A 26,874-nucleotide genomic window follows, 5' to 3' on the forward strand; every position below is an offset into this window, starting at 1 on the left:
GTCTCCGCCAGATCCAGTACCGCAGCAACCTCATCGACGGATGCCTCGCCGAAACCGGCCTCATCTTGACGACATCACGCCAACAAGGTCAGTAGCAGCCCCCTGGCCGCGGGCCCCGGATCGCTCTCTAGACTTCCCGGCATGGGAATTGAGTCCGTCGTCCAGGTCACCGGCCTGGTCAAGCGGTACGGCAAGAAGACCGCGGTGGACGGCCTCGACCTGCGGGTCCGCGCGGGCACCGTCACCGCTGTCCTCGGGCCGAACGGCGCCGGGAAGACCACCACGATCGAGACGTGCGAGGGCTATCGCAGGCCGGACGCGGGCACGGTCCGCGTCCTTGGCCTCGACCCGGTACGCGAGGCCGGCGCGCTGCGCCCCCGCATCGGCGTCATGCTCCAGTCCGGCGGCGTCTACTCCGGTGCCCGCGCCGACGAGATGCTGCGTCACATGGCGAAGCTGCACGCGCACCCCCTGGACGTGGGCTCGCTCATCGAACGCCTGGGCCTGGAGAGCTGCGGCCGCACCACCTACCGGCGGCTCTCCGGCGGCCAGCAGCAGCGCCTCGCGCTCGCGATGGCGGTGGTCGGACGGCCCGAACTGATCTTCCTGGACGAGCCGACCGCGGGCCTGGACCCACAGGCACGCCGGGCCACCTGGGATCTCGTACGTGATCTGCGCACCGACGGCGTCAGCGTCATCCTCACCACGCACCACATGGACGAGGCCGAGCAGCTCGCCGACGAGGTCGCGATCATCGACGCGGGCAAGGTCATCGCCGAGGGCACCCCGGAGGAGCTGTGCCGCGGCGGCGCCGAGAACACCCTGCGCTTCTCCGGGCGTCCCGGACTCGACGTCGGCTCGCTCCTCAAAGCGCTGCCGCCCGACTCGGCGGCGGCCGAACTCACCCCCGGCGCCTACCGCGTGAGCGGCACGGTCGACCCGCAGCTGCTCGCCACGGTCACCTCCTGGTGCGCCCAGCACGGTGTGATGCCGGAGAAGATCGCCGTCGAACGCCACACCCTGGAAGACGTCTTCTTGGAGCTCACAGGCAAGGAGCTGCGCGGATGAGCGCCGCCGGTACGTACACACCGAAGCCGGGCGCCGCCCCGCTCCCCCGCATGATCGCCGCGCAGGCGGCGCTCGAGACGAAGATGCTCCTGCGCAACGGCGAGCAGCTGCTGCTCACGGTGGTGATCCCGGCCCTCCTGCTGGTGTTGTTCAGCGCGGTCGACATCGTCGACACGGGCAAGGGCGAAGCCGTGGACTTCCTCGCGCCCGGCATCCTCGCCCTCGCCGTGATGTCGACGGCGTTCACCGGGCAGGCCATCGCCACGGGCTTCGAGCGGCGCTACGGCGTGCTCAAGCGGCTCGGCGCCTCGCCGCTGCCCCGCTGGGCGCTGATGGCGGCGAAGACCCTGTCGGTCCTGGTCACCGAGGTCCTGCAGATCGTCCTCCTCACGGTGATCGCCTTCGCGCTCGGCTGGTCACCGCACGGCAGCCCCTTCGCCGTGCTCCTCCTCCTGATCCTCGGCACCGCGGCCTTCTCCGGCCTCGGACTGCTGATGGCCGGCACCCTGAAGGCCGAGGCGACGCTCGCCGCCGCGAACCTCGTCTTCCTGCTGCTGCTGGTGGGCGGCGGTGTCATCGTGCCGCTGGACAAGTTCCCGGACGCCGCCCAGGCGGTGCTCGGCCTGCTGCCGATCTCCGCCCTCTCGGACGGCCTGCGGGACGTGCTCCAGGACGGCGCGGGGATGCCGTGGGGGAACCTCGGGATTCTGGCGGTCTGGGCGGTCGTCGGGCTCGGGGCGGCGGGCAAGTTCTTCCGCTGGGAGTAGGCGGGCGAGCGGACCGGGCGTAAGGCGCGTCACAGAAGCACCGGATACGTCCCCCTCGTGAAGCCGTGCACAAGCGGCCCCCTACGATGGGCCCGTGCCAAACGTGACCCGAGCCGACGCCGCTCAAGCCGTGCGCAATCCGCTCGCCTTCATCGCCGAGCGCTGGACCCCGCAGCAGCGGACCGTCCGGCGCGCCGCCCTCATCTCGCTCGCGATGACGGTGTGCATCGTGGTCACCGGCGGCGCCGTCCGTCTCACCGGTTCCGGCCTCGGCTGCCCGACCTGGCCCAAGTGCACCGACGAGTCCCTGACGGCCACCCACGAGATGGGTTTCCACGGATACATCGAGTTCGGCAATCGCCTGCTGACGTACGTGCTCTGCGCGGCCGTCGGCTGGGCGATCATCACGGCGCGCTCGCAGAAGCCGATGCGGCGCAGCCTGACGCGGCTCGGCTGGGTCCAGTTCTGGCTGGTCATGGGCAACGCCGTGCTGGGCGGCATCGTGGTGCTCGTCGGCCTGAACCCGTGGACGGTCGCGGCGCACTTCCTGCTCTCCACCGCCCTGATCGCGGTCGCCGTCACGATGTGGCAGCGCACCCGCGAGGGCGACGGCGAGGCGCGTCCGCTGGTCGGCAAGGCCGTGGCGCAACTGGTGTGGTTCCTGGTCGCGGCGTCCGTGCTGCTCATCGCGGTCGGCACGATCGTGACGGGCTCCGGTCCGCACGCGGGCGACTCCAGCGAGGTGCCGCGGATGGGCTTCGACTGGGAGACCGTCAGCAAGCTGCACGCCGTGCTCGCCTGGATCGTGGTGACACTGACGTTCGCCCTGTGGTTCGTCCTCAAGGCGGTCGACGCCCCCAAGGGCCCGCTGCACCGCACCCGCGACCTGTTCCTGATCCTGCTCGCCCAGGGTGCGATCGGGTATGTCCAGTACTTCACGGACCTGCCCGAGGTCCTCGTCGGCCTGCACATGTTCGGCTCGTGCGTGGTCTGGATCGGCGTGATGCGCGTCCTGCTCTCACTGCGCGAACGGCCGTACGCCACCGCCGACGTGCCCTCCCAGACCGGCGACTCCCAGCTGTCGGCCGTCTGACGCCTGAGAGTCCTCAGGCGTCCGCGAGCCCGTACACGCGGCGGGCGTTGCCCGCCGCGATGAGCCCCGCGACGCGCTGCGCGTCCGGCAGCGCCCACGCACCCTCCGCGACCCATCCGCCGAGCACGCGCCCCAGCGCCTCCCCGAAGAGCCGCGCGCCCACCACGTGCAGCTCGGGAAGGCCGTGGGCGCCGCTGGAGAACAGCAGCTTGCCGAAGGGCGCGAGCTCCAGGATCTCCGCGAGCACGGCGGCGGCGCGGGCCCCCGTGCGCACCAGGGCGGGGCCCAGATCGGCGTACACGTGCGGGAAGATCCCCGCGAGGTCCGCAGCGTTGCGGTGGTACGGATAACCGTGCAGCAGCACCAGATCGGTGCCGAGCCCCGCGGTCGCCCGCGCGAAACCGCCGAAGTACCCCTGCGGGTCACCGGCCCCCGCGTGCAGTTGCAGCGGACGCCCCGACGCGACGGCGATCCACAGCAGGTGCCTGAGCAGCACGGGGTCCTGGAGCGCCCCGCCCACCTGCCGCCGGGCCAGCCAGCGGCCCGCCGCTCCCCGCACCTCGCCGGGGCCCGGCGGTTCGGGGGCCAGGGCGAGAGAGCGCCGCACGCCCGCGACCGAGGTGAACGCGACGGCGTTCGCGGCGGCGGCGTGCACCGACTCGGCGAGGTTGGCGAGGAACGAGTCGACGGTGCCGGAGGTGTCGGCCACCTGTTCGGCCAGTAATTCCAGGCGGACGATCTCGTGAGCGTCGGCGTCACCGGTGGACGCCATCTCGCCGGGCCCCGTCAGATCGCCGGGCAGCCCCGTGTCGACGAGGTACGTCGTGATGCCGCTGCCCCGCAGCAGCCGCCGCCCCGACTCCAGGACACCCAGATCGCGGCGGCGGGCGAGATAGCGGGCGGGCGGGCAGTGCGGTTCGAGGCCGAGCAGCGGCGGGCACCAGCGGCGTACGGCGAAGCCCGTCTGGGTGTCGAAGAAGGTGGTGCCGGGCGCGGGCGGGCCCTCGCCGCGGCCGAGGTGGGCCTCGAAGGTGCCGAGGCCCAGCTCCGTGCGCAGCACACCGTGGCAGTACTGGTCCACCAGGGACGGCGTTTCGATCATCCGGGCTCCCTGCGGACGGACCGTGCTCTTGTCCGTCCTAACGGGTGACCCGGGCGTCAGGTGTTGCTTGCGGCCGTTCCGTCCGCGACGGCCTCAGCCGTTGCTCGGGCCGCCGAGCTGGATGCCGGCCATGCGCGACCACTCGTACGGGCCGGTCTTCACCTTGGCCGCGAAGTCACCGTCGAACTCCTCGTGGACGGTGATCCCGGCCTTCTCGACGGCGCTCTGCGCGATGGCGTAGGTGGGCGCCACCAGGTCGCCCCAGCCGCCGTCCTCGCCGACCAGGACGATGCGAGTGCCTTCGTGCCCGATGTACGCGACCTGGCCCTCGGCGCCGCCGTGCGCCTTGGCGAAGGCACCGATCTGCTTGGCCAGCTTCGCCGCCTTCTTCTCCGCGCGGGCGGCCTGCTTGCTGTCCTCAACCTGCTGCGTCTCTGCCATAGCCAGGATGCTACCGACGGGTAGATCAACTGGCGACGGGCGGGGCGCGTGGCGTTGGACACCACGCGCCCCGCCCGTCGGCGAAGTCCTGAGGACTCAGCGGAGGAAGGGGTCCACCGCCACCGCGACGAAGAGCAGCGAGACGTAGGTGATCGACCAGTGGAAGAGCCGCATCTCCTTGAGCTTGCCGCCGGTCACCTCGGCCTTGGCGCGGTTCTGCAGGCCGTGCGCCTCCCACAGCCACCAGCCGCCGGTCACGAAGGCGACCGCGGTGTAGAACCAGCCGGTGTAGCCGAGCGGCTGCAGCAGCAGCGAGACGGCGACCATCACCCAGCTGTAGAGGACGATCTGACGCGCGACCACCTTGTTCGAGGCGACGACCGGCAGCATCGGCACGCCCACGCGGGCGTAGTCCTCCTTGACCTTCATGGACAGCGGCCAGTAGTGCGGCGGCGTCCAGAAGAACATGACGAGGAAGAGGATGACCGGCGCCCACGACAGGGAGTTGGTGACCGAGGACCAGCCGATGAGGACCGGCATACAGCCCGCGATGCCGCCCCAGACGATGTTCTGCGAGGTCCGGCGCTTCAGGATCATCGTGTAGACGACCACGTAGAAGAGCAGCGCGCCGAGGGCGAGCCACGCGGACAGCCAGTTGACGACGAGGCCGAACAGCAGCGTGGAGGCGACCGCCAGCGCGACGCCGAAGACGAGGCACTCGCGGGGGCTGACCATGCCCGTGACCAGGGGCCTCTGGGACGTGCGGTCCATGAGGGCGTCGATGTCACGGTCGATGTACATGTTGAGCGCGTTTGCGCCGCCCGCCGAGAGGTAACCCCCCAGACAGGTCACGAAGACCAGCCAGAGGTCGGGCACCCCCTGCTCGGCGAGGAACATCACCGGAACGGTGGTGATCAGGAGGAGCTCGATGATTCGCGGCTTGGTCAGCGCCACGAACGCCATGACACGGGCCCCGAGCGGCCGGTGGCTTGGGCTAGAGCTCGCCCCGATTGCTCCCGCTGGACGGGATTCAACGGCCGTCACGCACACCCCTGACAGAGACTTCCCAGCAAGCCGCGTCGGACGTTCAGACATGAAGATCCGGTAAAGGCTCGCGCGTACCACGCCACTGTAGACGTTGCCCATACCTCGCCCTTCGCGGGGGTGGGGTCGTGTTGAGCGGCATGTTGGTACGCCCGAAACACGGGCTCGACACCCATTCAGATGAGCGGTGCGGTACTCGTTCCGAGAGTCCAGATGAGCGGCCTGTGGATCACATGGTGAACACCGTGGATCCCTTTCAGGAGGCGGATACCGGCACACCCCGGCACTCTGGAATGACTCGAAAAAATGCACGTCTTTACAGCGGTAGGCTCGACATTGGCCGGTGGGATCTACATCGCCGGCATTCGACATTGTGGAGAGGAGCCCTGACTCAGGGTGAGCACCAAGCCGACCACCACAGACCTCGAGTGGACCGAACTGGACCAGCGGGCTGTTGATACTGCCCGCGTCCTGGCCATGGACTCCGTACAGAAGGTCGGCAACGGCCATCCTGGTACGGCCATGAGCCTCGCGCCCGCCGCGTACACCCTCTTCCAGAAGGTGATGCGGCACGATCCCGCGGACGCCGACTGGACCGGGCGCGACCGGTTCGTCCTTTCCGCGGGCCACTCGTCCCTGACCCTCTACATCCAGCTCTACCTGGCCGGCTTCGGCCTGGAGCTCGATGACCTGAAGGCGTTCCGCACGTGGGGTTCCAAGACCCCCGGCCACCCGGAGTACGGGCACACCACGGGCGTGGAGACGACGACCGGTCCCCTCGGCCAGGGCGTCGCGAACGCCGTGGGCATGGCGATGGCCGCCCGCTACGAGCGTGGCCTGTTCGACCCGGAGGCCGCTGCCGGCGAGTCGCCGTTCGACCACCACATCTTCGCGATCGCGGGCGACGGCTGTCTCCAGGAGGGCATCTCCAGCGAGGCGTCGTCGCTGGCCGGGCACCAGAAGCTCGGCAACCTCGTACTGCTGTGGGACGACAACCACATCTCCATCGAGGGCGACACGGAGACCGCGGTGTCCGAGGACACCATGAAGCGGTACGAGGCCTACGGCTGGCACGTCCAGCGCGTGGAGCCCAAGGAGAACGGCGACCTCGACCCGGCCGCCCTGTACAAGGCGATCCTGGCCGCGAAGGCGGAGACGGAGCGCCCCTCCTTCATCGCGATGCGTTCGATCATCGCCTGGCCCGCGCCGAACGCGCAGAACACCGAGGCCGCGCACGGCTCGGCGCTCGGCGACGAAGAGGTCGCGGCCACCAAGCGCGTCCTCGGCTTCGACCCGGAGCGGACCTTCGAAGTCTCGGACGAGGTCCTCGCGCACACCCGCGCCGCCCTCGACCGCGGCCGTGACGCCAAGGCCGAGTGGGAGAAGGGCTTCGCCGCCTGGCGGACCGCCAACTCCGCGCGCGCCGCCGAGTTCGACCGCGTCGCCGCGGGTGAGCTGCCGGCCGGCTGGGAGGAGAAGCTCCCGGTCTTCGAGACGGGCAAGGGCGTCGCGACGCGTGCTGCGTCCGGCAAGGTCCTGCAGGCGCTCGGCGCGGTGATCCCCGAGCTGTGGGGCGGCTCCGCCGACCTCGCCGGCTCGAACAACACCACGATCGACAAGACGTCGTCGTTCCTCCCGGCGGGCAACCCGCTGCCGGAGGCGAACCCGTACGGCCGCACGATCCACTTCGGTATCCGCGAGCACGCCATGGCCGCGGAGATGAACGGCATCGCGCTGCACGGCAACACGCGCATCTTCGGCGGCACCTTCCTGGTGTTCTCCGACTACATGCGCAACGCCGTGCGTCTGTCCGCGCTGATGCACCTTCCGGTGACGTACGTCTGGACGCACGACTCCATCGGTCTCGGCGAGGACGGCCCGACGCACCAGCCGGTCGAGCACCTGGCCTCGCTGCGCGCCATCCCCGGCCTGAACGTGGTCCGCCCGGCGGACGCGAACGAGACGGCGGTCGTGTGGCGCGAGATCCTCAAGCGCTACACCAAGGAGTTCGGCAAGGGCGCCCCGCACGGCCTCGCGCTGACCCGTCAGGGCGTGCCGACGTACGACCGCGAGGTCACCGAGGGCGCGGTCAAGGGTGGCTACGTCCTGTTCGAGGCCGACGGCGGCACCCCCGAGGTCGTCCTCATCGGCACCGGCTCCGAGGTGCAGCTCGCCGTCGAGGCGCGCGAGCAGCTCCAGGCCGCGGGCGTTCCGACGCGCGTCGTCTCGATGCCGTGCGTCGAGTGGTTCGAGGCGCAGGACCAGGGGTACCGCGACAGCGTCCTGCCGCCGTCCGTCAAGGCGCGCGTGGCGGTCGAGGCGGGCATCGGCCTGACCTGGCACCGCTTCGTGGGTGACGCCGGCCGCATCGTTTCGCTGGAACACTTTGGCGCTTCCGCGGACGGCAAGGTGCTGTTCCGTGAGTTCGGGTTCAGTGCCGATCACGTCGCCGCCGCAGCCCGGGAATCCATCGAAGCCGCTCAGCGCTGACGCGAACATACGACCAAGTAGGAGATGTAATCCTCATGACAGACGCACTCAAGCGCCTCTCCGACGAAGGCGTCGCGATCTGGCTGGACGACCTGTCGCGCAAGCGGATCACGTCCGGCAACCTCGCCGAACTGATCGACCAGAGCCACGTGGTGGGTGTCACGACGAACCCGTCGATCTTCCAGAAGGCGATCTCGCAGGGCGACGGCTACGACCAGCAGCTCTCGGAGCTCGCCGCCCGCGAGGTCACGGTCGAAGAGGCCATCCGCATGATCACGACGGCGGACGTCCGTGACGCCGCCGACATCCTGCGCCCGGTCTTCGACGCGACGGGCGGCCAGGACGGCCGCGTGTCCATCGAGGTCGACCCGCGCCTGGCGCACAACACGAAGGCCACGACGGCCGAGGCCAAGCAGCTCGCCTGGCTGGTGGACCGTCCGAACGCGCTCATCAAGATCCCTGCCACCCAGGCGGGCATCCCGGCGATCACCGAGGTCATCGGCCTCGGCATCAGCGTCAACGTCACGCTGATCTTCTCGCTCGAGCGCTACCGCATGGTCATGGACGCGTACCTCGCGGGGCTGGAGAAGGCCAAGGAGCGCGGCCTGGACCTCTCCAAGATCCACTCGGTGGCTTCCTTCTTCGTGTCCCGCGTGGACACCGAGATCGACAAGCGCCTCGACGCCATCGGTACGGACGAGGCGAAGTCCGCCAAGGGCAAGGCCGCGCTCGCCAACGCCCGGCTCGCCTACGAGGCGTACGAGGAGGTCTTCTCCTCCGACCGCTGGGCCGCGCTCGACAAGGCGCAGGCCAACAAGCAGCGTCCGCTGTGGGCCTCGACCGGCGTCAAGGACCCGGCGTACAAGGACACCCTGTACGTCGACGACCTGGTCGCGCCGAACACGGTCAACACGATGCCGGAGGCCACCCTGGAGGCCACCGCCGACCACGGCTCGATCACCGGCAACACGATCGCGGGCACCTACGACCAGGCGCGTGCCGAGATCGCCGCCGTCGAGAAGCTCGGCATCTCGTACGACGAGGTCGTGCAGCTCCTCGAGGACGAGGGCGTCGACAAGTTCGAGGCTTCCTGGAACGACCTGCTCAAGTCGACCGAGGCCGAGCTCAAGCGCCTCGCTCCTTCGAAGGGCTGACCACTTTGTCAAGCAGCAATCCGCTGCGTGACGCCGCAGACCGACGGCTCCCGCGTATCGCGGGGCCGTCGGGCCTGGTCATCTTTGGCGTCACGGGCGATTTGTCCCGTAAAAAGCTCATGCCCGCTGTCTACGACCTCGCCAACCGGGGCCTGCTGCCGCCGGGCTTCGCACTCATCGGCTTCGCGCGTCGCGACTGGGAGGACGAGGACTTCGCCCAGGTCGTCCACGACGCGGTCAAGCAGCACTCGCGTACGCCGTTCCGTGAGGAGGTCTGGCAGCAGCTCATCCAGGGGATGCGCTTCGTCCAGGGCAACTTCGACGACGACGCCGCCTTCGAGCAGCTCAAGGCCACCATCCAGGACCTCGACAAGGCGCAGGGCACGGGCGGCAACTTCGCCTTCTACCTCTCCGTGCCCCCGAAGTTCTTCCCGCAGGTCGTCCAGCAGCTCAAGAAGCACGAGCTCGCGGAAGCCCCGCAGGGCTCCTGGCGCCGTGCCGTCATCGAGAAGCCCTTCGGGCACGACCTGGCGTCCGCCAAGGACCTCAACTCGATCGTGCACGAGGTGTTCGCCCCGGACCAGGTGTTCCGGATCGACCACTACCTCGGCAAGGAGACCGTCCAGAACATCCTGGCGCTCCGCTTCGCCAACCAGATGTTCGAGCCGATCTGGAACCGGTCGTACGTCGACCACATCCAGATCACCATGGCCGAGGACATCGGCATCGGCGGCCGTGCCGGCTACTACGACGGCATCGGCGCCGCCCGCGACGTCATCCAGAACCACCTGCTCCAGCTGATGGCGCTGACCGCGATGGAGGAGCCCGCCTCCTTCGACGCCGACGCGCTGGTCGCCGAGAAGGCGAAGGTCCTCGGCGCCGTTCGGCTGCCGAAGAACCTCGGCGAGAGCACGGTCCGCGGGCAGTACGCCGCCGGGTGGCAGGGCGGCGAGAAGGCCGTCGGCTACCTCCAGGAAGAGGGCATCGACCCCAAGTCGAAGACCGACACCTACGCGGCCATCAAGCTGGAGGTGGACAACCGCCGCTGGGCGGGCGTCCCCTTCTACCTGCGTACGGGCAAGCGTCTGGGCCGCCGCGTCACCGAGATCGCGGTCGTCTTCCAGCGCGCGCCCCACTCCCCCTTCGACCACACGGCGACGGAGGAGCTGGGCCAGAACGCGATCGTCATCCGCGTCCAGCCCGACGAGGGCATCACGGTCCGGTTCGGCTCGAAGGTGCCCGGCACCTCGATGGAGATCCGCGACGTGTCGATGGACTTCGCGTACGGCGAGTCCTTCACCGAGTCCAGCCCGGAGGCGTACGAGCGCCTGATCCTGGACGTCCTGCTCGGCGACGCCAACCTCTTCCCGCGCACGGAGGAGGTCGAGCTGTCCTGGAACATCCTCGACCCGATCGAGGAGTACTGGGACAAGCACGGCAAGCCCGCGCAGTATTCGTCCGGGACCTGGGGCCCGTCCGAGGCGGACGAAATGCTCGCACGAGACGGACGGAGCTGGCGTCGCCCATGAAGATCGACCTTACGGACACCACGTCCAGCAAGATCAACAAAGCGCTCGTGCAGGGGCGCAGGGCGATCGGCACCCCGGCCGTCGGCATGGTGCTCACCCTCGTCATCGTCACCGACGAGGAGAACGCCTACGACGCCCTGAAGGCCGCCAACGAAGCGTCCCGCGAGCACCCCTCGCGCACGCTGGTCGTCATCAAGCGTGCCGCGCGCTCGCCCCGTGACCGCACGACGTCGCGCCTCGACGCCGAGGTACGGGTCGGCGTCGAGGCGGGCACCGGCGAGACGGTGGTCCTGCGGCTGTACGGCGAGGTCATCAACCACGCCCAGTCGGTGGTCCTGCCGCTGCTGCTTCCCGACGCCCCCGTGGTCGTGTGGTGGCCGGTCAACGCGCCGCTCAACCCGGCCAAGGACCCGCTCGGCGCGCTCGGCCAGCGCCGCGTCACGGACACGTACGCCGCCGAGCAGCCGATCCACGAGCTGACCGCGCGCGCCGAGGCCTACCACCCCGGCGACACGGACCTCTCCTGGACCCGGATCACCCCGTGGCGCTCGATGCTCGCGGCGGCCCTCGACCAGATCGCCTGCAAGGTGACGTCGGTCGAGGTGGAGGGCGAGGAGTTCAACCCGAGCTGCGAGCTGCTCGCCATGTGGCTCGCGGACCGGCTCGGCGTCCCCGTGAAGCGCTCGCTGTCCGCGGGCCCCGGCCTCACCGGCGTACGCATGGACACCGACTGCGGCCCCATCGTGCTCGGCCGGGCCGACGGCTCGCTCGCCACGCTCTCCATCCAGGGGCAGCCCGACCGCGCGGTGGCGCTCAAGCGCCGCGAGACGTCCGAGCTGATCGCCGAGGAGCTGCGCCGTCTCGACCCGGACGACACCTACGCGTCCGCGCTGAGGTACGGCGTGGACCGCCTGGGCGAGTACCGCGAGGAGACATCCGTTCCCGCGGTGGAGGAGCCCGCGGAGGCGGCGAAGAAGAGCGCTCCCGCGAAGAAGACCACGGCCAAGAAGGCGGCGACGAAATGAGCGCGGCCCCGCAGCTGGTGGTCCACCGCGACAAGGAGCTGATGGCGCAGGCCGCCGCGGCCCGTCTCATCACGAAGATCGTCGACGCGCAGGCCGCCCGCGGCTCCGCGTCGGTGGTCCTCACCGGTGGCCGCAACGGCAACGGCCTGCTGGCGGCGCTGAGTTCGTCCCCGGCGAAGGACGCGATCGACTGGTCGCGCCTGGACCTGTGGTGGGGCGACGAGCGCTTCCTGCCGGACGGCGACCCGGAGCGCAACTACACCCAGGCCAAGGAGGCGCTGCTCGACTCGGTGCCGCTCAACCCGGCCCGGGTGCATCCGATGCCCGCGTCGGACGGCGCGTACGAGGTGGACGCGGCGGCCGAGATGTACGCCGCCGAACTCACCGCGGCCGCGGGGCCCGAGGACCACGGTCCGGTGCCGACGTTCGACGTGCTGATGCTCGGTGTCGGCCCGGACACCCATGTCGCCTCGCTCTTCCCGGAGTTGCCCGCGGTCCGTGAGACGGAGCGGTCGGTGGTCGGCGTGCACGGCGCGCCCAAGCCGCCGCCCGTGCGCATCACGCTCACGCTCCCGGCGATCCGGTCGGCGCGTGAGGTGTGGTTGCTCGCCGCCGGCGAGGACAAGGCGAACGCCGCGGCGATCGCCCTGTCGGGCGCGGGCGAGGTACAGGCGCCCGCCGCGGGCGCGTACGGCAGGGCGCGGACGCTGTGGCTGCTCGACGCCGCTGCGGCCTCGCAGCTGCCGCGCGATCTGTATCCGCCGGCTTCTCCCTGAGCCCGGCTCCGCCTGAGCCTGGTTCTGCCTGAACGGCTGCGCAAGCAGTACGGCCCGGTCCACCTCCTGGTGGGCCGGGCCGTACTGTTCAGCGGCTCAACGCCCGCGCAGCGTCCGGTACTTGGCGACGAGCGCGGTGGTCGAACCATCCAGGTCCGGCACGTCCGCGCCCTCCGTCAGGGCCGGCTCGATGCGCTTGGCGAGGACCTTGCCGAGCTCGACGCCCCACTGGTCGAACGAGTCGATGTTCCACACGGTGCCCTGGACGAACACCTTGTGTTCGTACAGCGCGATGAGTTGACCGAGAACCGACGGCGTCAGTTCCTTGGCGAGGATCGTCGTCGTCGGATGATTGCCCTTGAACGTCTTGTGCGGGACGAGCTCGTCCGGCACCCCCTCGGCCCGGACCTCGTCGGGCGTCTTGCCGAAGGCCAGCGCCTGCGTCTGCGCGAAGAAGTTGGCCATCAGCAGATCGTGCTGGGCGACAAGACCGGGCAGCAGATCGGCGACGGGCTCGGCGAAGCCGATGAAGTCGGCCGGGATCAACTTCGTGCCCTGGTGGATGAGTTGGTAGTACGCGTGCTGGCCGTTGGTGCCCGGGGTGCCCCAGACGACCGGTCCCGTCTGCCAGTCGACCGGCTCGCCGTCACGGTCGACGGACTTGCCGTTGGACTCCATGTCGAGCTGCTGGAGGTAGGCGGTGAACTTGGAGAGGTAGTGCGAGTACGGCAGGACCGCGTGCGACTGCGCGTCGTGGAAGTTGCCGTACCAGATGCCCAACAGGCCAAGGAGCAGCGGCACGTTGGACTCGGCGGGCGCCGTTCGGAAGTGCTCGTCGACGAGGTGGAAGCCGTCCAGCATCGCGCGGAAGGCGTCCGGGCCGATCGCGATCATCAGCGAGAGACCGATCGCCGAGTCGTACGAGTAGCGGCCGCCGACCCAGTCCCAGAACTCGAACATGTTGGCCGTGTCGATGCCGAAGTCGGAGACCTTCTCGGCATTCGTCGACAGGGCCACGAAGTGCTTGGCGACGGCGCTCTGGTCGGCGCGCAGACCGGTCAGGAGCCAGTCGCGCGCGGAGGTCGCGTTCGTGATCGTCTCGATCGTGGTGAACGTCTTCGAGGCGATGACGAACAGCGTCTCGGCCGGGTCCAGGTCCCGCACGGCCTCGTGCAGGTCGGCGCCGTCGACGTTCGACACGAAACGCACGGTGAGGTCGCGGTCGGTGAAGGAGCGCAGCGCCTCGTACGCCATGGCGGGGCCGAGATCCGAGCCGCCGATGCCGACGTTCACGATGTTCTTGATGCGCTTGCCGGTGTGCCCGGTCCACTCGCCGGAACGGACCTTGTCGGCGAAGGCGGCCATCTTGTCGAGCACGGCGTGCACGGCCGGCACCACGTTCTCGCCGTCGACCTCGATCACCGCGTCCCGCGGAGCGCGCAGGGCCGTGTGCAGGACGGCGCGGTCCTCGGTGGTGTTGATCTTCTCGCCGCGGAACATGGCGTCCCGCAGACCGAAGACATCGGTGGCCGCGGCGAGCTCGCGCAGGAGCGTCAGCGTCTCGTCCGTGACGAGGTGCTTGGAGTAGTCGACGTGCAGGTCACCGACCTGGAGCGTGTACTGCGTGCCGCGCGCCGGATCCTTGGCGAAAAGATCACGCAGCTGCACCTCCCCCAACTGCTCACGGTGCTTGCCGATCGCCGCCCATTCGGGCGTCTGGTTGAGCCTGCCGCGGCTTTCTGCGTTCATCTCGGACTTCAGCCTTCTCTCGTACCTGTGTACGTACCTTGCCCCGCTGCACGATCCAACCTAATTGATCAGGGCCCGATATGAGATCTCTGAAGCTGTCTGTCCGCACACGTGCCGGTAAACGCCGCGTGAAAAACACAGCGGCCGGACATCCACAGATGTCCGGCCCTTCTCGCGCCCTAGATCTCGCCCCGCAGCTTTGCCAGCGCCTCCGCGAGAATCGCCTCACCGTCCGCGTCGGTGCGCCGCTCCCGTACATACGCCAGGTGCGTCTTGTACGGCTCGGTGCGGGGCGGGTCCGGCGGGTTGTCTCGGTCCTGACCTGCGGGGAAGCCGCAGCGAGGGCAGTCCCAAGTATCGGGGACCTGCGCGTCGCTGGCGAAGCTGGGCACCGTCTCGTGTCCGTTGGAGCACCAGAAGGAGATGCGCAGACGCGGCGCGGACTCACCGCGCTCGGCCTCGCCCATCGGCCCCGCCCCGACCCGACTTCCACGGATCGCGTTGCCACTTGCCACGGTCGTAACTCCCTGCGTGATGGTGCTGCTGCGGGCGCCTCAGTCTACGTAAGGCCCAACGCGCGTCCAGTGTTCGGAGTTACACCCTCACCCCGACACGCAAGCCCCATGATAATCCGCGCTGGAGAGCGCGCACCGTACATGGGGCTTTAAGCGAAGCTTTCGCAAGGTAGCAATCAAGCCGCTTTCGCGGTCAGTTGTTCACCTTCATCAACAGGCCGAGCACGACAATGCACGCGAACCAGATAAGACCGACCACGACGGTGATGCGGTCCAGGTTGCGCTCGGCGACCGACGAGCCGCCGACGGAGGACTGCATGCCGCCACCGAACATGTCGGAAAGACCGCCGCCCTTGCCCTTGTGCATCAGGACAAGAAGCATCATCAGCAGGCTGAAGACGATCAGGGCGATCGAGAACCCCATAACCACGGCTGGACCAACTTCCTCGGATCTGAATCGACTCTGTATCGACGACGGGGGCCGGATGCCTCGCTGTGCGAAGCCGCCCGGCCCCCGCAAGGGTACGACGTATCGGCGCTACCGCATACTCACTGGTCGCGGAAGCGCACGATCTTGACGAACTCGTCGGTGTCGAGCGCCGCGCCGCCCACGAGGGCGCCGTCGACGTCGGGCTGCGCCATGATCGCGGCCACGTTGCCGGACTTCACGGAGCCGCCGTACTGGATGCGCACCTTGTCGGCGAGCTCCTGGGAGTACAGCTCGGCCAGTCGGCCGCGGATCGCGCCGCACACTTCCTGGGCGTCCTCGGGGGTCGCGACCTTGCCGGTGCCGATGGCCCACACCGGCTCGTACGCGATGACGATGGACTCGGCCTGCTCGGCGGGGAGGTCCTTCAGACCGCCGTCGAGCTGGGCGAGCGTGTACTGGATCTGCTGGCCGGCCTCACGGATGTCGAGGCCCTCGCCGATGCAGAGGATCGGGGTCAGGCCGTGCTTGTAGGCGGCCTTCACCTTGGCGTTGCAGATCTCGTCGGTCTCGTCGTGGTACTGACGGCGCTCGGAGTGGCCGACGGCCACGTACGTGCACTTCAGCTTGGCCAGCATCGGGCCCGAGATCTCGCCGGTGTAGGCACCGGTGTCGTGCGCCGAGATGTCCTGGGCACCGTACTTGATCTTGAGCTTGTCGCCGTCGACCAGGGTCTGCACCGAGCGGAGGTCGGTGAAGGGGGGCAGGACGGCGACCTCGACGGCCTCGTAGTCCTTGTCGGCCAGGGCGAAGGCGAGCTTCTGGACGTGCGCGATGGCCTCGAGGTGGTTGAGGTTCATCTTCCAGTTGCCCGCCATCAGCGGGGTACGCGTAGTCATCAGGTGTCAGTTCTCCAGTGCGGCGAGGCCGGGGAGCGTCTTGCCCTCGAGGTATTCGAGGGAGGCGCCGCCGCCGGTGGAAATGTGGCCGAATGCGTTCTCGTCGAAGCCCAGCGTGCGGACGGCCGCGGCGGAGTCGCCACCGCCGACGACCGTGAAGGCCGGGGAGTCGAGGAGGGCCTGGGCGACCGCCTTGGTGCCCTCGGCGTAGTCGGGGTGCTCGAAGACGCCCATCGGGCCGTTCCAGAAGACGGTGGCCGCGTCGGTGAGCTTCGAGGCGTAGAGCTTACGGGTCTCGGGGCCGATGTCGAGGCCCTCCTGGTCGGCCGGGATGGCGTCCGCGGCGACCGTGGTGGGGTTGGCCGGGGCCTTGGTCTTCAGGTCCGGGAACTCGGTGGAGACCAGCACGTCGACGGGGAGGACCAGCTCGACGCCGCTGTCCTCGGCCCGCTTCATGTACTCCTTGACGACCGGGATCTGGTCCTCCTGGAGGAGGGAGATGCCGACCTCGTGGCCCTGGGCCTTGAGGAAGGTGTAGGCCATGCCGCCGCCGATCAGGAGGCGGTCGGCCTTGCCGAGCAGCTGGTCGATGACGGCCAGCTTGTCGGAGACCTTGGCGCCGCCGAGCGCGACGACGTACGGACGCTTGACGTCCTCGGTGAGCTTCTTCAGGACGCCGACCTCGGTGGCGATGAGGTAGCCCGCGTAGTGCGGCAGGCGCGCCGGGAGGTCGTACACGGAGGCGTGCTTGCGATGCACCGCACCGAAGCCGTCGCCCACGTAGACGTCCGCGAGGGCGGCGAGCTTGTCGGCGAACTCGCCGCGCTCGGTGTCGTCCTTGGACGTCTCACCGGCGTTGAAGCGGAGGTTCTCGATGACGGCGACCTGGCCGGACTCGAGACCGTCGACGGCGTCGTGCGCGGCCGGGCCGACCGTGTCCTGGGCGAACGCCACGGGCTTGCCGAGGAGTTCACCGAGTCGCTCGGCGGCGGGAAGCAGCGAGAACGCCGGGTCCGGGGCGCCCTTGGGGCGGCCGAGGTGCGAGGCGACGATCACCTTGGCGCCGGCTTCGGCGAGCTTGGTGACGGTCGGCAGGACGGCGCGGATGCGGCCGTCGTCGGTGATGGTGCCGTCGGCGAGCGGCACATTGAGGTCGGCGCGGACGAAGACCCGCTTGCCTTCGACCCCTTCGGAAAGAAGTTCGTCGATCGTCTTCATGGCTGGACTCCAGGACTCCTTAAGAGGGCTGACGTGCGACAAGGCCCGGACCACGCAGTATTGCGCGGTCCGGACCCTGTGCTTACATCGAGGTGCCTGCTCTGCTGATCAGAGCTGACCGCCGACGAAGACCGTGAGGTCGACGAGGCGGTTGGAGTAGCCCCACTCGTTGTCGTACCAGCCGAGGATCTTCACCGTCTTGCCCTCCTGGACCATGGTCAGGGAGGAGTCGAAGGTGCAGGACGCCGGGTCGCCGACGATGTCCGAAGACACGATCGGGTCCTCGGTGTAGGTGAGGAAGCCCTTGAGGGCGCCATCGTCGGAGGCCTTCTTGAACGCGGCGTTGACCTCGTCCTTGGTGACCTCGCGCTGCAGGTCGACGACGAGGTCGGTGGCGGAACCGGTCGGGACCGGGACGCGCATCGCGATGCCGTCGAGCTTGCCCTTGAGCTGCGGAAGGACCAGAGCGGTGGCCTTGGCGGCACCGGTCGTGGTCGGGATGATGTTCTCGGCGGCGGCGCGGGCGCGACGCAGGTCCGAGTGCGGGAAGTCCAGGATGCGCTGGTCGTTGGTGTACGCGTGGACCGTCGTCATCAGGCCCTTGACGATGCCGAAGTTCTCGTCGAGAACCTTGGCCATCGGCGCCACACAGTTGGTGGTGCAGGACGCGTTCGAGATGACGTGGTGGTTGGCCGCGTCGTACTTGTCCTGGTTGACGCCCATCACGATGGTGATGTCCTCGTCCTTGGCCGGAGCCGAGATGAGGACCTTCTTGGCGCCACCGGCGATGTGCTTCTCGGCATCGGCCTTCTTGGTGAAGATGCCGGTCGACTCGATCACGATGTCGACGCCGAGCTTGCCCCACGGAATGTCGGCGGGGTTGCGCTCGGACAGCACCTTGATGGTGTGGCCGTCGACCGTGATGGTGTCCTCGGTGTGCGACACCTCGGCCTTGAGACGGCCCATGATGGTGTCGTACTTCAGGAGGTGCGCCGTAGTCGCGGTGTCACCCAGGTCGTTGACAGCCACGATCTCGATGTCCGCACCCTGCTCAAGCAGCGCCCGGAAGTAGTTGCGCCCGATGCGGCCGAAGCCGTTGATGCCTACGCGGATCGTCACGAACCGATCTCCTCGTTGGTACGCCGGTTTCAGACGCCGGCGAGTTGTATGGGATGTCCCCGACCGCCTCCGACCCTACCTCTCTGAGGGCCTTTGGGTGACATCGACAGGGGGTCCGGACGGCACGGTGGCTCGTACCCCCGAGTAGGGAGCACGAGCCACCGGGACCCAGGTCCTGATTACGCAGCGTCAGCGGCGCAGATGTGCAAGGGATGCGCCCATAAGAGCGGCCCGTTCGGCCTTTCCGGGTACATGCTCGAACCCGAAGCCGAGCAGCACGCTGTCACGCGCTGTGACGGCCGCGTAGGGCTTGTAGAGCTCTCCCGTACGGGCCCAGTCACCCGTGATGTTGGGGCTTCCGGGGGGCGCCGGAGCGACCGCCCAGGTGCCCAGCGAGGCCTCGAATCCCTCGGTCTGCGTGGCGTTGCCTCCTATCACGAGCTGGGCGTTGTCGGCAAACAGTCCGCGGCCCCCGCTGGAGGGGTCGGTGATGGCGCTGAGGGACACCTCGACCGTCTTGCCCGCGTAGGCGCTCAGGTCGAAGGAGACGGGCTTCCAGCCGCCGGAGGAGCCGGTGAAGCTGTTCCAGCTCCCGCTGGTGCCGGACGCCGTGCAGCCGGTCGCCGACTGGGTCAGATAGTGGCGCAGGAACGGGTGCCCGTTGAGGAAGAATCCGGCCTCGCACTCGGCGGGCACGGTCTGGGACGAGTTCCCGTTCGCGTCCGGGAGCGTGGTCCAGTCGTCGTCGCCGGTGGTGTGCGCCTCGAGCACGCCGTGGTCGTAGCCGGTCTCCAGGTTCCAGTTGAGCGCGAACCGCAGCTCCGGCTTGTCCGCGGCCGAGACCCCGGTCAGGTCGATGGTGCGGGTCAGCCGCTTCCAGTCCTGGTCGGCGTGGGACGCCGAGGCCATGCCCTGGCCCTCGAAGGGCGCGTACGGGTTGGTGAGCCCCGGGTAACTGCCTGCCGCCGCACTCTTGAACTGCGGGAACTCGTCGGCGGGCAGGCTGTCGGACGTGACGGTGTAACGGCCCGCCTTGTCCAAGGGGTTGCCCTCGGCTGCGGCGAGCGGCGTCTTCACGCCGTCGAGCGCTCCGCTGCCGGCGAAGCTGGTGGCGCCGGGCGCGTTGAGGCGTTCGTACGCGCCCAGGTAGTACTGCGCGAAGTCGTTGGTCAGCGCGTCTCCGAGGTCCACGTTGCCGCCCGTGCGCTCACCGGACTCGATCAGCTTGCCGCCCTCGTTGAGGTAGGCGCGCAGGGCGAGTTGGGTGGCCGCCGACGGCACCGGGTCGCCGGTGTAGTGCACGACCGCGGAGAAGTGCGACAGGACGCCGAGCGGATGCGGGGCGCCTTGCTCGGCGACGTCCCAGACCACGGCCGAACGGCCGTTGGCCTTCAGGGCGTCGACGTACTTCTGGGTCTGCTGCGCCGTGGCGCCCTCCTCGGCGACGACGAGGGTGTTCGCCTTGGCCCGCTCGGTGACGGTGTACGTGAAGTGCGGGCTCTGTGTGCGGCCCTTCTTGGTGCGGCCCGTGAACCAGACCTCGACCTTGTCGCCCACGCGCGCGTCCTCGACCTCGGCGCGGTACTGGTCGAAGTGGAGGTTGTCCTCACCGCCGTACGTCTCGCCGCCCTTCCAGGCCTTGAGGTCCTCGTCGTGCGTACGGCCGCCGTTGATCCGGTAGTTGAGTTCCTTGTCGCGCACCGACTTGCGGGCGGTGACGGCGACTTCCTGGTCCCCTCCGCGGGCGTACGAGTCCGTGAAGGTGTCCGGCGTGAAGTCGGGGGCCTCGATGCCGGTGACGGAGACCGGCTGGTCGGGGTGGAGTGCGGTCTCGGCCACGGCGAGCGCGTACGGGACGTTCTTGGCGAACTCGTCCTGGATCAGCTTCTCGTCGTCCGGGAAGGTGAAGATCGAGGCGCAGTCCTCGGGCTTCCAGGGGTCGTTCGGGTCGATGTTGGAGACGGTCTGACAGGTGGACATCTCCGGGGTGAACATCGACATGCCGTTGATGTTGGCCGCGTGACCGTCCGACTCGCCGTTGGTGGTGTAGAGCTCCGAGGCGACCTGCGGGTGGTAGCCGGGGATCGCGGGCTTCTCCGGGGTGCCCGCGAGCGCCTTGTAGAGCACGTCGTCGGGGGTGGGGGTGGCGACCTGCCAGCCCACTCCGTAGAGGATCAGTTCGGCCGCCGAGTGGTAGTTGATGCCGTACTCGAAGCCGATGCGCTTCTGGAACCGGTCGAGTGCCTTGGTCTCGGGCTCGGAAAGGGGGCCCGTGCCGCGATAGGTCTCCGAGGAGGGCGCCGGGGACGAACCCTCGTTGTCGTAGCCCCACTTGTAGGCGAAGTTGCGGTTGAGGTCGACGCCGTCGCCCGCAGCGATCTTGCCGTCGCCGTCGATGTCGCGGAGGTTCTTGCGCCACTGGCGTTCGCCGTCGGCCGCGTGCGTGAAGTCGTAGCCGTCGGGGTTGGCGGAGATCACGAACCACAGCTCGGTGGAGTCCACGAGCTTGGTGATCTGCCTGTCCTTGCCGTAGTTGTCGAGGTAGTGGTGCATCAGGCGGCGGGTCATCTCGGGGGTGATCCACTCGCGCGCGTGCTGGTTGGACAGGTAGAGCGTGGACGGCTTGGAGCCGTCCTTGGACTTGCTCGCGCCCTTGGAGAGCTTCAGGGCGAGGATGTCCTGTCCCCCCACCGACTTGCCGATGGAGACGACCTTGGTGAGGCCGGGGTGGGCCTGACCGGTCTTGACGATCTCCTCCTTGAGGCCGCCCTTGCCGCTGTACGGGCGGAAGACGCCGTCCCCCGCGGCCTTGAGCTTCTGCTGCGTACTGGCCGACACCTTCTGCTCGGTGAGTTCGACGCCCTCGCTCTCGACGCCCTTGGCCTGCGCCTCGGTCAGATAGACCTCGACGCGGGCGGTGCCGCGCTCCCGGGTCTGCCCCGCGAGCTCGTGGGCGTCCTGGCCCGCCTCGATGAGGATCGGGATCTGCTTCTCGGTGACCCGGGCCTCGTAGACCTTCACGGCCGCCGGGTCATCGGCGGCCGGGGCCTTCGCCCCGCTGTCGGCCTGGGCGGGCGGCACTGCGACAAGGCCGCCGACGAGCAGTGCGCCCGCGGCGACGACGGATCTGAAACCGGCTCTGGATCTTTTGGATCTCTCTCTTGGTCTCACGAGCCCCCCTGCGATTGTCCGGCACATTTGTGCGCGAACGCCAGGCTCGTCACACTTCATGATCATGTCAATATGGCGTCAGGCGTAGCGCGGAAAAGGATGCGAAGAAGCCGCCGATGCCTTGTGGGCACCGGCGGCTCTGGAAGAAGCTGGGGGCCGTCAGACGGCCATGTTGTCGGCGAGCTCCTCGCTCAGGTTGGACTCCGTACCCGGAATCCCCAGGTCCTGGGCGCGCTTGTCCGCCATGGCGAGCAGCCGGCGGATGCGGCCGGCGACCGCGTCCTTCGTCAGCGCCGGGTCGGCGAGCGCGCCGAGCTCCTCCAGGGACGCCTGCTTGTGCTCCATGCGCAGCCGTCCGGCCGCCGCGAGGTGCTCGGGGACCTCGTCGCCGAGGATCTCCAGGGCGCGCTGCACGCGGGCACCCGCCGCGACGGCCGCGCGGGCCGAGCGGCGCAGGTTGGCGTCGTCGAAGTTGGCCAGGCGGTTGGCGGTGGCGCGCACCTCGCGGCGCATCCGCCGCTCCTCCCAGGCGAGCACCGACTCATGGGCGCCGAGCCGGGTGAGCAGGGCGCCGATCGCGTCGCCGTCCCGGACGACCACGCGGTCCACGCCGCGCACCTCACGGGCCTTGGCCCCGATCTGCAGCCTGCGCGCGGCGCCGACCAGGGCGAGCGCGGCCTCCGGGCCCGGGCAGGTGACCTCCAGGGAGGAGGAACGGCCCGGCTCGGTCAGCGATCCGTGCGCGAGGAACGCCCCGCGCCACGCGGCCTCGGCGTCACAAGTGGCCCCCGAGACCACCTGTGGCGGCAGCCCTCTGATGGGGCGCCCCCGGCCGTCCACGAGCCCCGTCTGACGGGCCAGCTGATCGCCGCCCGCAACCACCCGAACGACGTAGCGCGAGCCGCGCCGCAGCCCGCCGGGGGCCATCACGATCAGCTCCGAGCTGTGCCCGAAGATCTCGAGAATGTCCCGCTTGAGCCGCCGCGCGGCCATCGCCGTGTCCAGCTCCGCCTCGATCACGATGCGGCCGCTCACCAGGTGAAGGCCGCCCGCGAACCGCAGGATCGCCGAGACCTCTGCCTTCCTGCAGCAGGTCCGGGTGACGGGAAGCCGGGAGATCTCGTCCTTCACCGCTGCCGTCATCGCCATGGGCCGATCCTTCCATGCATCCGAAAAATACGGTCGTACGCGGTGGCCAGGAGCTCCGGATCGTGCCTCGGAGTGCCATCGTGCCTGGCCACCGGCGCCAGCTCGACCGTGGCGCCGAGCCGCTTGGCGGCATCGGTGAGTGACTCACGGTCGGGCACGGCGGCGTCGTCGGCCAGCACCACGTCCAGGGCGAGTTTAGGGGCGTGTCGGGCCAAAACCTCCAAATGACGCTGCGGAGAGAACCCATCGGTTTCGCCGGGTTGCGGCGCGAGGTTGAGCGAGAGGACCCTGCGGGCCTTCGTCTGGATGAGCGCGTCGAGCAGTTCGGGGACCAGCAGATGCGGGATCACCGAGGAGAACCAGGAGCCGGGGCCGAGCACCACCCAGTCCGCGTCGAGCACCGCGGCGACCGCTTCGGGGACGGCCGGCGGGTCGTGCGGAACGAGGTGCACGGACTGCACCTCACCCGGGGTGAGCGCCACCGTGGCCTGTCCGCGCACCGTGTCCACCTCGTCGGGGCGCTCCGGGTCGTGCCCCTTGACCAGGGCCTGGAGCTCCAGCGGCACCGCCGACATGGGCAGCACGCGGCCGTGCGCGCCGAGGAGCTTGCCGACCAGGTCGAGGGCCTGTACGTGGTCGCCGAGCTGTTCCCACAGGGCCACGATCAGCAGATTGCCGACCGCGTGCTCGTGCAGGTCGCCCTTGGACTGGAAGCGGTGCTGGATGACGCGGGACCAGGTCTGGCCCCAGTCGTCGTCCCCGCACAGGGCGGCCAGCGCCTTGCGCAGGTCACCCGGCGGCAGGACGCCCAGTTCATCGCGGAGCCGGCCGCTGGAGCCGCCGTCGTCGGCGACGGTGACCACGGCGGTGAGGTCACCGGTGATGCGGCGCAGCCCGGCGAGAGAGGCCGACAGGCCCATCCCGCCGCCGAGCGCCACGACCTTGGGCTGAGCGCTCCGCTTGCGGCCCAGACGGTTCAGCCGCAGGGAGGACTTCACTCTCGCCCCATGTCCCGATGGACGAGGACGGTCTCGACGCCCTCGGACACGAGGCGCGCCGCGAGCTTCTCCGACATGGCGACGGAGCGGTGCTTGCCGCCCGTACAGCCGACCGCGATCGTCACGTAACGCTTGCCCTCGCGGCGGTATCCCGCGGCGATGAGCTGGAGCAGCTCGGCGTACCGGTCGAGGAACTCCTTGGCACCGGGCTGATTGAAGACGTAACCGGACACCTCCTCGTTGAGCCCCGTGAAGGGCCGCAGCTCCGGCACCCAGTGCGGATTGGGCAGGAAGCGGCAGTCCACGACGAGGTCGGCGTCGACCGGCAGGCCGTACTTGTAGCCGAACGACATGACCGTGGCCCGCAGCTCAGGCTCCTCGTCGCCCGCGAACTGGGCGTCCATCTTGGCGCGCAGCTCGTGCACGTTCAGGCTGGAGGTGTCGATCACCAGGTCCGCGTCGCCACGCAGCTCGCGCAGGAGTTCGCGCTCGGCCGCGATGCCGTCGACGATGCGGCCGTCGCCCTGCAGCGGGTGCGGGCGGCGCACCGACTCGAAGCGGCGCACCAGGGCGTCGTCCGAGGACTCCAGGAAGACGATGCGCCGGGTGACGTTCTTGGCCTCCAGGTCCGCGAGGGACTGGCGCAGATTGTCGAAGAAGCGGCGGCCACGCACGTCGACGACGACCGCGATGCGGGCGACGTTCCCCTGCGAGCGGGCGCCGAGCTCCACCATGGTGGGGATCAGCGCGGGCGGCAGGTTGTCCACGACGAACCAGCCGAGGTCCTCGAGACACTTCGCCGCGGTGCTGCGTCCGGCTCCCGACATGCCGGAGATGATCACCAGCTCCGGGACCACCTCCGCGGCCTCACCTGGCGTGATGGTCGTGCCCGTACTCACTTGCTCGCCGCCTTCGTCATGCTCGGTCATGTCTCCTGCCCCCGTCGTTCTTCTGAGGTGCCCGCGGAAACGGGCCCCTCGCCATCCTCCGAGGTGCCCGTGCGCACGGGCTCCTCTTCTTCAATGATCTCTCCGGTCGCCGTGTTCACGGCGGGCCCGGCGGGAGTCGCTCCGGCCAGGGCCACGATGACGGCCTCGGCCGTCTTGCGGCCTATGCCCGGAACCTCGCAGATCTGGTCGATTGTCGCGGATCGCAGCCTCTTCACCGAACCGAAGTGCTTGATCAGCGTCTGCTTGCGTGCGTCGCCGAGGCCCGGCACGGCGTCCAGCGGCCCGGCCTTGAAGCGCTTGGCCCGCTTGGCACGCTGGTAGGTGATCGCGAAACGGTGCGCCTCGTCGCGTACCCGCTGGAGAAGGTACAGGCCCTCGCTGGTGCGCGGCAGGATCACCGGGTCGTCGTCGCCCGGCACCCAGACCTCTTCGAGGCGCTTGGCGAGGCCGCACACCGCGATGTCGTCGATGCCGAGCTCGTCCAGGGCCCGCTGGGCCGCCGCCACCTGCGGTTTCCCGCCGTCCACGACGACGAGCTGGGGCGGATAGGCGAAACGCTTGGGGCGGCCGTCCTCCTCGGTCAGGCCGTTCGCCTCGCCGTTCGGCGCGCCGATCTCGCCCGACACGGAGGGCGTACCGGTGCCGCCCGGCTCCTCGGGGTCCCACTCCCCCGTCTTCTCCTTGTCGAAGAGATAGCGCTTGAAGCGGCGCGTGAGCACCTCGTGCATCGAGCGGACGTCGTCCTGACCCTCGAAGCCCTTGATCTGGAAGCGCCTGTACTCGCTCTTGCGGGCGAGGCCGTCCTCGAAAACGACCATCGAGGCCACGACGTCGTCACCCTGCAGATGCGAGATGTCGTAGCACTCGATGCGCAACGGCGCGCTGTCGAGGTCCAGCGCCTCGGCGATCTCCTCCAGGGCGCGGGAGCGGGTGGTCAGGTCGGAGGCGCGCTTCGTCTTGTGCAGCACGAGCGACTGCTGTGCGTTGCGCGCCACCGTCTCCATGAGCGCCTTCTTGTCGCCGCGCTGCGGGATGCGCAGCGAGACGTTCGAACCGCGACGCTCGGTGAGCCACTGCTGAACGGGCTCTATCGGGTCGGGCAGCGCGGGGACGAGGACTTCCTTCGGTACGGAGTCGCCGCTCTCCTCTCCGTAGAGCTGCTGGAGGGCGTGCTCGACCAGGTCGCCGCTGGTGACCGCCTCGACCTTGTCGGTGACCCAGCCGCGCTGGCCGCGCACACGGCCGCCGCGGACGTGGAAGATCTGGACGGCCGCCTCCAGCTCGTCCTCGGCGAGGGCGATGAGGTCGGCGTCCGTGGCGTCGGCGAGGACGACGGCGCTCTTCTCCATGGCCTTCTTGAGGGCCCCGACGTCGTCGCGGAGGCGGGCCGCCTTCTCGTACTCCATGTCCTCGGCGGCTTGCGCCATCTGCCGCTCGATCCGGCGGATGTACGCGCCCGTGCGGCCCGTCATGAACTCGCAGAAGTCCTCGGCGAGTTCGCGGTGCTCCTGAGGGGAGACCCGCTCCACACAGGGCGCCGCGCACTTGCCGATGTAGCCGAGGAGGCAGGGGCGGCCGGTGCGCTCGGCGTTCTTGAAGACTCCGGCCGAGCAGGTGCGGACGGGGAAGACACGCAGGAGGAGGTCCACGGTGTCGCGGATCGCCCACGCATGACCATAGGGCCCGAAGTAGCGGACGCCCTTCTTCTTGTGGCCGCGCATCACCTGGACGCGCGGAAACTCCTCGTTCATCGTCACCGCGAGGTACGGATAGCTCTTGTCGTCGCGGTACTTGACGTTGAACCGGGGGTCGAACTCCTTGATCCAGGAGTACTCCAGCTGCAGCGCCTCGACCTCGGTGGAGACCACGGTCCACTCGACGGAGGCGGCCGTCGTCACCATCGTGGCGGTGCGCGGGTGCAGGTTCGTCAGGTCCTGAAAGTAGCTGGCCAGGCGCTGACGCAGGCTTTTCGCCTTGCCTACGTAGATCACCCGGCGGTGTTCGTCGCGGAACCGATAGACCCCCGGCGAGTCGGGGATCTGTCCCGGCTTGGGGCGGTAGCTGGAGGGGTCTGCCATGCTCCACACCCTACTGGCGGGGGCTGACAGTCAGGGGTTGGAGGGGGCTGCGTTCCGCTTCGGGGCGGGGCTGGGGGCTTGGGGCTCCGGAGCTGGGGATTCCGGAGATTGA

General features: G+C 69.2%; 22 protein-coding genes. 8 read left to right on the forward strand and 14 right to left on the reverse strand.

Going from position 1 to position 26,874, the window contains the following annotated elements; genetic code table 11:
- Positions 1–141 precede the first annotated feature (141 nt).
- From AB0I94_RS37990 to AB0I94_RS38000, 3 genes are all read left to right on the forward strand, one after another.
- Positions 142–1,068: an ABC transporter ATP-binding protein gene (locus tag AB0I94_RS37990; protein ID WP_363314359.1), complete on the forward strand. Its 927-nt coding sequence runs from the start codon at positions 142–144 to the stop codon at positions 1,066–1,068.
- Positions 1,065–1,835 (forward strand): ABC transporter permease, encoded by a 771-nt coding sequence (locus tag AB0I94_RS37995; protein ID WP_363314360.1) that lies wholly within the window; start codon positions 1,065–1,067, stop codon positions 1,833–1,835. The genes AB0I94_RS37990 and AB0I94_RS37995 overlap by 4 nt, the downstream gene beginning before the upstream one ends.
- A 103-nt stretch (positions 1,836–1,938) precedes the next feature.
- A complete protein-coding gene (locus AB0I94_RS38000) occupies positions 1,939–2,928 on the forward strand; it encodes a COX15/CtaA family protein (RefSeq protein ID WP_363314428.1) in 990 nt (329 codons plus the stop codon).
- A 13-nt stretch (positions 2,929–2,941) separates the two neighbouring features.
- Here the strand turns inward: AB0I94_RS38000 and AB0I94_RS38005 are convergent, their stop codons facing one another.
- The 3 genes from AB0I94_RS38005 to AB0I94_RS38015 form a co-directional block, all read right to left on the reverse strand.
- The gene (locus AB0I94_RS38005; RefSeq protein ID WP_363314361.1) at positions 2,942–4,030 is read right to left on the reverse strand and encodes an amidohydrolase family protein; all 1,089 of its coding nucleotides are present in this window, start codon (positions 4,028–4,030) and stop codon (positions 2,942–2,944) included.
- 93 nt (positions 4,031–4,123) lie between these two features.
- Complete coding sequence (locus AB0I94_RS38010; RefSeq protein ID WP_363314362.1) at positions 4,124–4,471, reverse strand: hypothetical protein; 348 nt, start codon at positions 4,469–4,471, stop codon at positions 4,124–4,126.
- A 96-nt stretch (positions 4,472–4,567) separates the two neighbouring features.
- Entirely contained in the window at positions 4,568–5,521 is a 954-nt protein-coding gene (locus AB0I94_RS38015) for a heme o synthase (protein ID WP_363314429.1), read from the reverse strand.
- A gap of 390 nt (positions 5,522–5,911) precedes the next feature.
- Between AB0I94_RS38015 and tkt the strand changes: the two genes are divergently transcribed.
- The 5 genes from tkt to pgl are packed head-to-tail and all read left to right on the forward strand — an operon-like array spanning position 5,912 to position 12,489.
- Positions 5,912–8,005, forward strand: a complete 2,094-nt coding sequence (gene tkt, locus AB0I94_RS38020; protein WP_363314363.1) for a transketolase — start codon at positions 5,912–5,914, stop codon at positions 8,003–8,005.
- A gap of 35 nt (positions 8,006–8,040) precedes the next feature.
- Positions 8,041–9,159 carry a transaldolase gene (tal, locus tag AB0I94_RS38025; protein WP_363314364.1) on the forward strand — a complete coding sequence of 373 codons (1,119 nt, stop codon included), beginning with the start codon at positions 8,041–8,043 and terminating at the stop codon, positions 9,157–9,159.
- Entirely contained in the window at positions 9,156–10,688 is a 1,533-nt protein-coding gene (zwf, locus tag AB0I94_RS38030) for a glucose-6-phosphate dehydrogenase (RefSeq protein WP_363314430.1), read from the forward strand. The genes tal and zwf overlap by 4 nt, the downstream gene beginning before the upstream one ends.
- The gene (gene opcA / locus AB0I94_RS38035) at positions 10,685–11,713 is read left to right on the forward strand and encodes a glucose-6-phosphate dehydrogenase assembly protein OpcA (RefSeq protein WP_363314365.1); all 1,029 of its coding nucleotides are present in this window, start codon (positions 10,685–10,687) and stop codon (positions 11,711–11,713) included. Before zwf ends, opcA begins: the two co-directional genes overlap by 4 nt.
- Entirely contained in the window at positions 11,710–12,489 is a 780-nt protein-coding gene (gene pgl / locus AB0I94_RS38040) for a 6-phosphogluconolactonase (protein WP_363314366.1), read from the forward strand. Before opcA ends, pgl begins: the two co-directional genes overlap by 4 nt.
- A 96-nt stretch (positions 12,490–12,585) precedes the next feature.
- On the opposite strand, the gene pgi is transcribed toward pgl, so the two are convergent.
- From pgi to uvrC, 11 genes are all read right to left on the reverse strand, one after another.
- Positions 12,586–14,238: a glucose-6-phosphate isomerase gene (gene pgi, locus AB0I94_RS38045; RefSeq protein WP_363314367.1), complete on the reverse strand. Its 1,653-nt coding sequence runs from the start codon at positions 14,236–14,238 to the stop codon at positions 12,586–12,588.
- A 179-nt stretch (positions 14,239–14,417) separates the two neighbouring features.
- Positions 14,418–14,753 (reverse strand): RNA polymerase-binding protein RbpA, encoded by a 336-nt coding sequence (locus tag AB0I94_RS38050; RefSeq protein ID WP_363208051.1) that lies wholly within the window; start codon positions 14,751–14,753, stop codon positions 14,418–14,420.
- A 193-nt stretch (positions 14,754–14,946) separates the two neighbouring features.
- A complete protein-coding gene (gene secG / locus AB0I94_RS38055; protein WP_363314431.1) occupies positions 14,947–15,177 on the reverse strand; it encodes a preprotein translocase subunit SecG in 231 nt (76 codons plus the stop codon).
- 125 nt (positions 15,178–15,302) lie between these two features.
- On the reverse strand, positions 15,303–16,079 hold the full coding sequence (gene tpiA, locus AB0I94_RS38060; RefSeq protein ID WP_363314368.1) for a triose-phosphate isomerase: 777 nt from the start codon (positions 16,077–16,079) through the stop codon (positions 15,303–15,305).
- Between the two features lie 6 nt (positions 16,080–16,085).
- The gene (locus AB0I94_RS38065; protein ID WP_363314369.1) at positions 16,086–17,297 is read right to left on the reverse strand and encodes a phosphoglycerate kinase; all 1,212 of its coding nucleotides are present in this window, start codon (positions 17,295–17,297) and stop codon (positions 16,086–16,088) included.
- Between the two features lie 108 nt (positions 17,298–17,405).
- The gene (gene gap, locus AB0I94_RS38070; RefSeq protein ID WP_363314370.1) at positions 17,406–18,416 is read right to left on the reverse strand and encodes a type I glyceraldehyde-3-phosphate dehydrogenase; all 1,011 of its coding nucleotides are present in this window, start codon (positions 18,414–18,416) and stop codon (positions 17,406–17,408) included.
- 189 nt (positions 18,417–18,605) lie between these two features.
- Positions 18,606–21,587 (reverse strand): M14 family zinc carboxypeptidase, encoded by a 2,982-nt coding sequence (locus tag AB0I94_RS38075; protein ID WP_363314371.1) that lies wholly within the window; start codon positions 21,585–21,587, stop codon positions 18,606–18,608.
- A gap of 159 nt (positions 21,588–21,746) precedes the next feature.
- Positions 21,747–22,736, reverse strand: coding sequence for a DNA-binding protein WhiA (gene whiA, locus AB0I94_RS38080; protein WP_363208056.1), 990 nt, complete (start codon positions 22,734–22,736; stop codon positions 21,747–21,749).
- Positions 22,727–23,734 (reverse strand): uridine diphosphate-N-acetylglucosamine-binding protein YvcK, encoded by a 1,008-nt coding sequence (yvcK, locus tag AB0I94_RS38085; protein ID WP_363314372.1) that lies wholly within the window; start codon positions 23,732–23,734, stop codon positions 22,727–22,729. Before yvcK ends, whiA begins: the two co-directional genes overlap by 10 nt.
- Positions 23,731–24,663: an RNase adapter RapZ gene (gene rapZ / locus AB0I94_RS38090; protein WP_160504364.1), complete on the reverse strand. Its 933-nt coding sequence runs from the start codon at positions 24,661–24,663 to the stop codon at positions 23,731–23,733. Before rapZ ends, yvcK begins: the two co-directional genes overlap by 4 nt.
- Positions 24,660–26,762: an excinuclease ABC subunit UvrC gene (gene uvrC, locus AB0I94_RS38095; RefSeq protein WP_363314373.1), complete on the reverse strand. Its 2,103-nt coding sequence runs from the start codon at positions 26,760–26,762 to the stop codon at positions 24,660–24,662. The genes rapZ and uvrC overlap by 4 nt, the downstream gene beginning before the upstream one ends.
- Between the last annotated feature and the right edge of the window lie 112 nt (positions 26,763–26,874).

It is taken from the genome of Streptomyces sp. NPDC050147, assembly GCF_040660195.1.
Lineage (GTDB): Bacteria > Actinomycetota > Actinomycetes > Streptomycetales > Streptomycetaceae > Streptomyces.